Source organism: Clostridium sp. KLE 1755, from assembly GCF_000466465.2.
Classification (GTDB): domain Bacteria; phylum Bacillota; class Clostridia; order Lachnospirales; family Lachnospiraceae; genus Eisenbergiella; species Eisenbergiella porci.
The window spans coordinates 22,322-28,605 of record NZ_KE992768.1; the positions used below are offsets into that span (position 1 = coordinate 22,322).

Below are 6,284 nucleotides of genomic sequence, written 5' to 3' on the forward strand. Positions count from 1 at the left end.
TCAGTGCGGCGGCGACGCCTTTTTGCCTGACAGTATTTCTTTTTTTCAGGCCTTATCCGTCAGTCTCCGGTGGAAGCGCGGAAAATCACCTGGGAAGAGATATAGGTGGTCTCAAACTGGCTGTCGGGATGCTGTATCCGGTACAGAATCTGAGAGGCAAGCCGGTTGCCGATATCCTTATTGAAGACCTGGACCGTGGTCAGCTCCTCCGCCAGCGGGCTTTCCATATTCCCGTCAAAACCGGAAACAGCCACGTCCTCAGGAATCCTGAAGCCCCGTTTTAAAAGCAGCTGCATCAGGATGCAGGCCACATAGTCGCTGACGCACACAAAAGCCTCAGGCATTGCAGGAAGCGTATCAAGGAAGGCATCAATTTCCTCTTTATAGGTAAAAGCGCCGATGGATCCGGTGAGCATACATTCCTTTGACAAAGCCAGACCAAAACGTTCCAGTGTTTTGGTAAAGCCTTCATACCGTTCATAGTTGGATTTGGCATAGTTGATGTCCCCGATAAAACCGAAGGTTTTCCGGCCCTGCTTTATCAGGTGCTCCGTTATCCGGGCGGTGCTGACGCCGCTTTCCATCAGCAGGAGATCCCCGTTTAAGGAGGATGGGTCAATGGCTGTGGCCGTATCCAGAAAAACCTTGGGCGTATCAGCCCGGGACAGCAGACGTATCAGCCGCTCATTGTAAACATTCATGACAATGATACCGTGTATGCTTCCTCCAAGCAGCTGGGACGGAAGCGTATAATCCTCCTCGATAACCGAAGGAAGATAGGTATAAACCAGATTGACATCGTGAAAGGAGAATTCCTTTGCGATCTGGTGGATAATGTTCATCCAGAAAATGGAAGTCTCCGGACGGCAGACCGCTACCGCAATGTTGACGTCCTTTTTTTCGGGGACTGCGTTCCGGTCAAGCTCTTCCGGAAATTTATAATCGAGTTCTCTGGCTTTGGCGAGTATTTTTTCTCTGAGATTGCCGGATACACCCTCCTGGCCGCTGAATACCTTCCAGACTGTAGTACGTGAAACGCCCAGAGAAGAGGCGATTTCCTGAAGTGTCGCTTTTTTCATGCTGTGTTATAACCAATCCGCGCGCTGCGCAGCACGCAAAAATAGAGTAACAGATCCGGAAAAACGCGCCATTTGTTCAACCGGACAAAAAAAGACAGAGGCCATGGACAAATATGGGAAAAGAAGGAGAAAAAAGCAAGCTTTCTGGTGTCTGTCCTGAGATTTATTATAGCATTGCGCAGTGACATTTTCAAATGTAAAAGAAGGGTAAAAGGGCAGGATAAACGCATCAGCGTAGGCGACGTCCTTCCCGCCGTCCGAGGCTCCCGGAAGAATAAGATGGAAAAGAAGAATAAATATTGTGATTGTAGCTTCCCGCATATATTCCCCAGTTGCGGTACAAAAAAGGCGTTTTTCAACTTCCCACATTAACTCCCGCAGAAACTGTAATAAATTAGCAGTTGACAGAACCGGGCAAAGAATATAAATTAGTTATATAAACTATTTATATAAAATAGTTATATATTGTAAACCATATCTGCATAAAACATCGTATTTGTATTATTTTGCATGAATATGTACAGGAGGGAAAATGCCAAAACAGAAAATCACCCGGGAAATGGTAATAGAAGCCGCTTTCGATATCGCGCGCCGGGAGGGGATGGAAAAGGTAATCGTTAAGAATATTGCGGATAAGCTGGGCTGTTCCGTACAGCCGATTTACAGCTATTGTTCCAATATGGAAGGGCTGAAGGCGGCCCTGACAGAACGCACGGGCACATTTATGAAGGAATATCTGGCGGCTCATATCGAAAAAAAAGATTATTTCAGGAGCATGGGCCGGGCGCAGCTGCGTTTTGCCAGAGAGGAGCCTCAGCTGTTTCAGCTGTATTTTCTCAGACGCCGCAGTGACATCCATTCCCTGCAGGATCTGTATTCCAAAGAAAGCAGCCGCGAGGTTGCAAAATTTATATCCGATACGCTGCAGCTTACCATGGCGCAGGCGGAACAGCTGCATCTGCATATGATAATCTACACAATGGGAATCGCGTCAATTCTGGCGACCTCTTGCTCCCACATTCCGGAGGAAGAGCTTATGACGCAGCTGGAAACAGCCTGCGATGCCTTTCTGGCAGAAATGAGGAGAAAAAACAATGAATAAAATTCTGATCATCTATTACACGAAAACGGGTTTTACGGAAAGATACGCTCAGTGGGTCAGGGAAGAGACAAACTGTGAGCTTCTGCCCTACAGCCGCAGAGATACGGCAGATTTTACGGCATATGATACCATAGTATATGGCGGCGGCGTCCATGCGGGCGCCATCAATGGAATCAAATGGTTCAGGAAAAAAATGACGGAGCTGTCAGGAAAAAGGCTTGCGGTATTTGCCACAGGGGCTATGCCGCCGGAATCGCCGGAGCCGGAAAAGGCACTGAAACAGAATTTTTCAGAGGAAGAATGGCAGAAGCTGAAAGTGTTTTATCTTCCTTCCGGCCTGAATTATGAAAAAATGGGAGCCGTTGATCGGGCCATGATGGCCATGTTCCGCAGTCTTATGAAGAAAAAAGAAGGGGAGGACAGCGAAGCATACCGCGCCGTCAGCGCCTCCTATGATATATCTTCAAAGGAGTACCTGAAGCCGCTGCTGCAATATCTGATGGAAAACTGAAACAGCCCTCCCTGTTCCGGACAAAGTAAAATTCCGGCCGCCTACAGGACGCCAATCAGATCAATCAGCGTAAATATTGCCATAAGCACCGGCTGATGCAGCATATAAACCGGAAGCGTATTTTTCCCCAGGAACTCCAGCGGCTGGCATTTCGGCTTCTCCAGAAGCGGCAGGCGTACAGAAGAGGCGGGAATGCCGCGGCCCGCGGAGGCGTTCCGCAAAAAAGCATACCGCTCAGCGGCCTTTTGACGCAGAAGCGCCGCCCACAGAATCAGCTGCCAGGTAAAATAGCCGCTGAAAAACAGGAAAATCCAGGGTATCAGCGGAAAATAATCGGTAGAATAAAAACCATCGTAAGGGAAGCCCAGCACCATCATGATTTTTCCCTGATATAGAAAACGGGGAAGCTCCAGAAGGCGGAAGCTTTCAAACCCCAGATAGCCGTAGGGGGCTTCCTTTGTAAGCAGAAACAGCAGGAAGCTTACGGGAAGCCCGGCAAAAGCCGGAATCCGTGAAAGCAGCGGATTCAGCAGGGCCGTAATCAGCGTGGCCAGGCCGAAAAAGCTGAGGATTCCCATAATTACAATGGCGTCAGGCATCACAAAAGCCGTAGCCAGCGTGATAATGATCCCGCAGCCGGTCAGAAGCAGTCCCCTCTTTACCGGGCGCCGTCCCAGACAGAAACACATGCCGGAGAGAAAAATGAAAGTCCAGCAGATGCTCTGCTGCCATATCTGGCCCGGGTCGTCCCGGAACCAGGGCATTCTGACATGGTAAAGATATGTCAGGTCATAGGCCGCATGATAGGCAATCATGCTGAGCAGAGTAATCCCTCTTGTCATATCCAGTAAAGAATAACGGGGACGGGTATTTTCCATGAATCAGTCATTGCTCCCTTCTGCTGTTGTCAGCTTCTTACTATTTCCGTATCCATTGCGGGAAATTCGTTTTTCCAGGATTAGAATCAAAACAAAAGCGGCCATGCAGATCAGGGTTATCACGATGCCCAGCGTCAGCCCTGCAGGATAATAATGCATTTCAACCGTATGCTCACCGGCCTCCAGGGAAAGGCTGATGAAGGTATCGTCAAACAGTCCCGGCTGCACCTCTTCACCGTCCACAAGCACCTTCCAGCCCGGTTCATAAGGCACGCTCAGCACCAGTTCACCGGCTTTGGAAACCTGGATATGTCCCCGGATATGGGTGGAATCAAAGGAATCCACTGTCATGGTTTCACTGCCCAGGATATCAATAGCCTGCGCCAGGATATCTTCATCCAGCCGGTACGCAGAAAGGCTGAGGGAGCTGCTGTCTTCGGAATGCAGGGAGATTACGTCCCCTTCATCATGCCAGCCCAGGTCGCAGATGTAATGGTATTTCAGCTTGGTAAAGGACTTGGACAGCGATTCAGATTCCATTTTCAGGGTATCCACCTTGGAATTTCCCACATAAGCGTAATAATGGCCGCTCTGCTGTGCCGTGACGATGGTTCCGTTTCCTTCCTCCTGGGAGGGCACGCTTTCAAACAGGGAGCTTTGCAGACCGAGGGCGCGTACCATCAGGTTCTGTGTTTCCAACGGATTGGAGCCTTCTCTGTCAAGGACGGCTTCCAGCACATCCGTCTGTGTATCCTCCACATTGCCGAGAAATTCATCCAGGGCGTCCGGATTTTCTGTCCCTTCCTCCGTCCCGGCCGCTCCGGAGGAGGAAGCTCCGTCAGCAGGCGCGTCCGGCGGATCGGTGATATCAAAGCCCGGATGCTCACTCACCATAAAGCCCAGAGGAAGCGTATATTTACATTCATACAGATAAATATCCCCTTCGCTGTCAATGAGCGTATACAGGTTCGGATCCTCCTTGGAGGATTTGGAGAACATGTAACGGACGGAGAGCAGCGAGGAGGTTAACGGCGTTGCGCCGTCAAAGCAGTAAAATACCTTGCTGTGGCTCATCCCCAGCTTTTCGTAGAACTCCTCCACCTGCCCGTTGGCCGTGGAAGAAAACAGGGAAGCGGTGGGATAGCCTATCATGGTGCCGTCGTTTTTCGTCACCCGGCTGAACTTTTCAAACCGGTAGAAATCCGGGTCCTGTTCCCTGATGCGATCCACCAGAAGCTGGTAATTATCATGGTTTTCCAGATATTTGCTCCTGCTGGTCACGGAAACGCTTGTCTGATACATATTGATGGAGGCTTCCGCGGTCACCACAACCAGGGTGAGGACGGCCAGCAGCTTCAGGTTGAAGTTCTTCTTTTTATAATAATAAGCAAAAATTCCATACAGACATAAAAATACGGCAGTCAGCAGGAAGGTTTCCACGGCAAATGCTTCATCGTCCTTCAGCAGCTTTTCACACAGCAGCACAAAGCCCAGGGACAGGCAGAAGCTGACGCCCAGGGACTTGAAGGAACACTCCCGGATGCGCAGCACCGCCTCGCAGCACAGGGTAAGCAGCAGGAATATATACATAAAGGACTGGCGGCAGGGAAGGGAATCCGGGTAGTTCATGCCATGCCACATGAAATTCAGCACATTGGTGGAAAAGCTTACCAACAGAAACGCCAGGAGGCCCAGTCTTGCAGCCTTTTCCCGGAGGGAAATTTTTGCATTGGAAACATACAGCGGAACCAGCAGGAAAACCGCAACGCCGCAGTAAATGTTCGGCCAGTGATCCAGCCCTGTTTCCACCGCCACATCCATGCAGTGCCTCGCCAGCATGTCGATGGTGGAGAAATAGAAGGTCAGCTTGGAGGGAAAGTTGAAGTCGCTGAATTTCGTCAGATGCAGCGCTGAATATTCCGGTATTAACAGTATGGCCGCCATGCCTCCCGCCAATACGGAAAAAAGCGCAAAACGAAGTACAGCGCCGCCCATCCGGCGAAGGGAGCTGCAGTGGGACACCAGCAGCACCAGGAAATACAGCACCAGGAAAATACATACCATGATGGAAATATAGTAATTGGACAGGATGCACAGCGCAAGGCTGATGCAGTACAGCCTGTATTTCCCTTCAGTCACCAGCTTTTCAAGCCCCAGGGCTATCAGGGGGAACAGGAAAATACAATCCAGCCACATCACGTTCCAGTTATAGGCCGCCAGATAGCCGGACATGGCATAAAAAACGGCAAAGGGAACCACGGCCGCGCTTCTGGTTTTAAAATGCCGGGTAAGATACCAGGAAAAGGTAAAACCGCTGAAGCCGATTTTCAGGATGACCAGATAGGACATGAACTCGATCAGGTATTTATCCGGGAAAAGGGCCACAAGCCAGTTGAAGGGACTTGCCATATAATAGGCGTAAAGCGCAAGAAAATTTGAGCCCACGCCCACATTCCAGGAATAGGAAAGGCTGTCCCCGCTTCGGATTTTACTGAGCATTTCAGAAAGAAAGGGGACGTACTGGTGGTACATGTCCGAGTGCATGAAGCTTTCATCGCCAAACGGGAAAATGCCGTTGATAATGAAAATCGCCAGCATGATCAGAAAGGGAATTGCAAAGGAAAGCAGGCAGGCCCAGTTGCTTCTTATCCATCTGCCAGGGGAAGGAGGTTCTGAGGCTGCCGTTTTGGATGGGTTGTTGCGGGCCGCGCGGC

6 protein-coding genes are annotated in these 6,284 nt (G+C 50.2%); 2 read left to right on the forward strand and 4 right to left on the reverse strand.

Annotated elements, in window-relative coordinates:
* Nucleotides 1-59: 59 nt before the first annotated feature.
* Together HMPREF1548_RS24185 and HMPREF1548_RS24190 are read right to left on the reverse strand one after the other, a co-directional pair.
* Nucleotides 60-1,079: a LacI family DNA-binding transcriptional regulator gene (locus HMPREF1548_RS24185; protein ID WP_021639334.1), complete on the reverse strand. Its 1,020-nt coding sequence runs from the start codon at nt 1,077-1,079 to the stop codon at nt 60-62.
* Nucleotides 1,080-1,085: 6 nt separating this feature from the next.
* Nucleotides 1,086-1,448 carry a hypothetical protein gene (locus tag HMPREF1548_RS24190; RefSeq protein WP_021639335.1) on the reverse strand — a complete coding sequence of 121 codons (363 nt, stop codon included), beginning with the start codon at nt 1,446-1,448 and terminating at the stop codon, nt 1,086-1,088.
* Between the two features lie 163 nt (nt 1,449-1,611).
* Between HMPREF1548_RS24190 and HMPREF1548_RS24195 the strand changes: the two genes are divergently transcribed.
* Together HMPREF1548_RS24195 and HMPREF1548_RS24200 are read left to right on the forward strand one after the other, a co-directional pair.
* Nucleotides 1,612-2,181 carry a TetR/AcrR family transcriptional regulator gene (locus tag HMPREF1548_RS24195; RefSeq protein ID WP_021639336.1) on the forward strand — a complete coding sequence of 190 codons (570 nt, stop codon included), beginning with the start codon at nt 1,612-1,614 and terminating at the stop codon, nt 2,179-2,181.
* On the forward strand, nt 2,174-2,692 hold the full coding sequence (locus tag HMPREF1548_RS24200; RefSeq protein WP_021639337.1) for a flavodoxin domain-containing protein: 519 nt from the start codon (nt 2,174-2,176) through the stop codon (nt 2,690-2,692). The genes HMPREF1548_RS24195 and HMPREF1548_RS24200 overlap by 8 nt, the downstream gene beginning before the upstream one ends.
* Before the next feature lie 41 nt (nt 2,693-2,733).
* Here HMPREF1548_RS24200 and HMPREF1548_RS24205 read toward each other — a convergent pair whose 3' ends face one another.
* Nucleotides 2,734-3,570 carry a heparan-alpha-glucosaminide N-acetyltransferase gene (locus HMPREF1548_RS24205; protein WP_035323754.1) on the reverse strand — a complete coding sequence of 279 codons (837 nt, stop codon included), beginning with the start codon at nt 3,568-3,570 and terminating at the stop codon, nt 2,734-2,736.
* 3 nt (nt 3,571-3,573) lie between these two features.
* The coding region (locus tag HMPREF1548_RS24210) for a YfhO family protein (RefSeq protein ID WP_051358472.1) at nt 3,574-6,284 on the reverse strand (2,711 nt) is incomplete at its 5' end.

Coding starts and splice junctions, on each gene's coding strand:
- HMPREF1548_RS24200 (WP_021639337.1), top strand. CDS start 2,174: ATGAATAAAATTCTGATCATCTATTACACGAAAACGGGTTTTACGGAA.
- HMPREF1548_RS24195 (WP_021639336.1), top strand. CDS start 1,612: ATGCCAAAACAGAAAATCACCCGGGAAATGGTAATAGAAGCCGCTTTC.
- HMPREF1548_RS24185 (WP_021639334.1), bottom strand. CDS start 1,079: ATGAAAAAAGCGACACTTCAGGAAATCGCCTCTTCTCTGGGCGTTTCA.
- HMPREF1548_RS24205 (WP_035323754.1), bottom strand. CDS start 3,570: ATGGAAAATACCCGTCCCCGTTATTCTTTACTGGATATGACAAGAGGG.
- HMPREF1548_RS24190 (WP_021639335.1), bottom strand. CDS start 1,448: ATGTGGGAAGTTGAAAAACGCCTTTTTTGTACCGCAACTGGGGAATAT.